Raw genomic sequence first — 3062 nt, forward strand, 5'->3', positions numbered from 1 at the left:
TGGAGAGATAATAGCGGCATACTGCCTCGGCATTGCGCGCGAGACGGTGCGCTAGGTCAGCAGCATCAAACCCCATGGCTAAGCCGCGATCCGTTCGGCGACGCGCACGAGTGGATAGCGCTCCAGCACTCTCCCAAGGATCGCCGGGCCGGTGGCGTCAGTCGGCACGAACATCCGCAATTTCCAGGAGATGATTTCATGGAACAGGCCATAGGCGCGCAGCCGGTCCCGCATAGCATCGGTGAAGCCGGTCAATTCAATGCGATTGGTTCCCATGACGCGCACACGGCGAAGCTGCAGCCCCTCCGACAGATCAAGGATGGATTTGCCTTCCATCAGCGTCGCGAAGGCGTCATGGGCTGATAATGTTGGTTTATCGGAATCAAGCACGCTCGCGACCCAGGCGGGCGATACTTTGCGGCCAATGATCCGCTCGCCCGCATCCGTCTGGAGCCGATAGACGCGCGTGGATTCATGCGGCAGCCGTTTCCAGATCGGCAACAGAAGACCGGCGACGATATGGATTTCGGTCGCGGTGAATTCAGGCACCTGGGCGATCTCTTGCGCCCACGCCCGCGCGAAAATATTTTGCTCCGCTTGTTGCCATTGTGTCTGCGGCATCATCGCCAACGGCATGGCCACATGCTCCATCGGGCGGATCAGCCGCACGCGGCGCTCGACCTCACCGTCATCGAGCATCACGCTCGGCGCTGGAACCTGCACGGCGGCGCGGCCCGACTTGCTGTTAACCAGCAGCAGAGCACGAGGATCAGAAAGCCGGCCGAGCGCCTCCTCGAGCGTGACCGGTCGGTTGCGCTCGCGTTGGGTAATCGTCAGCAGTCGGGTTTCCGCCGACGTGCCGGGATGGGTGTAAATCGTGCGCCGATCGGTCACGACGAAGCTTTCTGCGGTGAGAGTTTCCAGTCCGACATCGTAGGTTCCCGATGCGATCGCGCCCTCGATACGGGCGGAGAGCAATTGTTCGAAGGCGGTGAACAAAATGTTCTGCATGTCGATGGTCAGCGCCAACAGCCGATTGAGGAAAGTGGTAATCGGCGGCAACTCATCGCGAATGCCATTGCTGTCGGTGAGCTTCAGCCCAGTTGCCTCTTCAAACTGTTGCAGTGAGCACCCTGCAATTTTCCCCGCGACCAGGAGCCAATAAAGCTGGCGCAAGGCATCGCGCGCGTAGTGGCTCTCGAGATTATCCTCGGGTCGGAACAGACCCTGGCCGCCAGTTTGGCGCTGGCCCTTGGTAATCGCGCCCAGCGTGTCGAGCCGTCGGGCGATGGTGGAGAGAAATCTTTTCTCCGCCTTCACATTGGTCGCGATGGGCCGGAATAGCGGCGGTTGCGCTTGGTTGGTGCGGTTGGTTCGCCCCAGTCCTTGGATGGCGGCATCCGCCTTCCATCCGGCCTCCAGCAAATAGTGAACGCGCAAGCGGCGGTTCTTTGCCGATAATTCGGCGTGATAGGATCGCCCAGTGCCACCTGCGTCAGAAAAAACCAGAATCCGCTTCAGATCATCCATGAAGGCTTGGGTTTCAGCGAGATTGGCCGAACCCGCGCGATTTTCGACGGCGAGGCGATCCACGCCGTCCGATCCGCGTTTGCGAACGATCCGTCGCGAGCGTCCAGTCACCTCGGCGACCATGTCAGTGCCAAAGCGCTGAATGATCTGATCAAGGGCACCATGGACCGGCGGAAGCGACGCGAGCGTCTCGATCAGCCGGTCTCGCCGGTCGACGGCCTCGCGGCATTGCACGGGCTGGCCATCGCGATAGACCGGACGCGAGGAGAGATTACCTTCGCTATCGGTGAACGGCTCGTAGAGCTGGGTGGGAAAGCTATGCGCCAAATAATCCAGCACATACTCGCGCGGCGTGATATCGACCTGAACATCACCCCATTCCTCTGTGGGAATTTCGGCAAGACGGCGCTCCATCAACGCCTCGCCGGTCGAGACAATCTGGATGACGGCGGCATGCCCCGCCGCCATATCGCGCTCGACGGCGGCGATTAGTGATGGGGTTTTCATCGCGGTGATCAAATGATTGAAAAATCGCTGCTTGGCGCTTTCAAAAGCCGATCGCGCGGCGGATTTCGCCTGCGCGTTGAGCGTGCCGGTTGCACCGGTCACGTTAGTCGCCTGTAGCGCGGCGTCCAAATTATTATGAATAATGCCAAACGCTCGGGCATAGGCATCATAGATTCGGATTTGCTCACCGGAGAGACAGTGCTCGATCAGTTCATATTCGACGCCCTCATAGCTGAGCGATCGGGCGGCATAGAGGCCGAGTGCCTTCATATCGCGCGCCAGCACCTCCATCGCCGCGACACCGCCAGCCTCGATTGCCTCCACAAACTCAGCCCGCGTGGCGAAGGGAAAATCCTCGCCACCCCAAAGCCCCAAGCGCTGGGCGTAGGCCAGATTTTGCACTGTGGTGGCGCCGGTTGCGGAAACATAAACCACGCGGGCGTTCGGCAGAGCGTGTTGCAGCCGCAGCCCCGCGCGCCCTTGCAGGGAGGCGACCTGATCGCCGCGTTCACCCTTGGTCACACCGGCATTCTGCATGGCATGGCTCTCATCGAAAATGATCACCCCATCGAAGCAATTTGGGTTCCCGGCCGTCGCGCAATTGCTCTCCGCCTGATGGCTTAACCATTCGACGATCTGGCGCACCCGCGAAACCTTCTCGTCGCGCCCGTCGGTGCGCAGCGTGGCGTAGGTGGTGAATAGGATGCCTTGCTCCAAACGGATCGGCGTTCCTTGCCGGAACCGCGATAGCGGCGTTACCAGAAGCCGCTCCTGCCCGAGGGCTGACCAATCGCGCTGGGCGTCCTCGATCAGCTTGTCGGATTTCGATACCCAGACCGCACGGCGGCGGCCCTTCAGCCAATTATCGAGCAGAATGCCTGCAACCTGGCGGCCTTTACCGGCGCCAGTGCCATCCCCGAGAAACCAGCCGCGACGAAAGCGCACGGCGTTTTCTGCTCCATCAGGTGCAGCTGAGACGATGTCGAAAGTGTCGTCCACTGTCCAGGACCCGGCGAGATGGCCGC

General features: G+C 60.8%; 1 protein-coding gene. It reads right to left on the reverse strand.

Going from position 1 to position 3062, the window contains the following annotated elements; genetic code table 11:
• Positions 1 to 78: 78 nt before the first annotated feature.
• Positions 79 to 3036, reverse strand: coding sequence for a strawberry notch family protein (locus ACP5M5_RS14540; protein WP_427938550.1), 2958 nt, complete (start codon positions 3034 to 3036; stop codon positions 79 to 81).
• Between the last annotated feature and the right edge of the window lie 26 nt (positions 3037 to 3062).

The organism is Acidibrevibacterium sp. (assembly GCF_049965395.1).
Lineage (GTDB): Bacteria > Pseudomonadota > Alphaproteobacteria > Acetobacterales > Acetobacteraceae > Acidibrevibacterium > Acidibrevibacterium fodinaquatile.